This is a genomic window from Affinundibacterium fentianense, assembly GCF_018139545.1.
GTDB classification, from domain to species: Bacteria; Pseudomonadota; Gammaproteobacteria; order Burkholderiales; family Burkholderiaceae_D; genus Undibacterium; species Undibacterium fentianense.
In genome coordinates this window covers 1-288 of record NZ_JAGSPJ010000035.1, presented here as the reverse complement: position 1 = coordinate 288, position 288 = coordinate 1, and the positions used below count along the sequence as shown (strand labels likewise).

General features: G+C 58.7%; 1 protein-coding gene. It reads left to right on the top strand.

From position 1 onward, the window contains the following. A partial coding sequence (locus KDM90_RS17670) for a hypothetical protein (protein WP_212676943.1) occupies positions 1-288 on the top strand: 288 nt, incomplete at both ends.

Sequence of the window (288 nt, the reverse complement as noted above, 5' to 3'; positions counted from 1 at the left end):
AACCAGGCGCCCCAGGCGTGGGTGACAACAATGTGGTGGAAGGCAATAGCTTAAGCTACACCGTGACCTTGACGGGCAGCACCACGATTGCCTCGACCTATGCGTACAGCTTGGGTGGCGGTACAGCCACGGCAACGAGTGACTACAACACCACCCCCACGTTCAGCAATGGCGTGAGCTTGGTCGGTAGCAACTTGATCGTCCCAGCGGGCGTGTCTAGCTTCACCGTAACGGTGGCGACGATCGACGACACGATCGTCGACAGTGCCTCCCCAGAAAGTTTGCCAT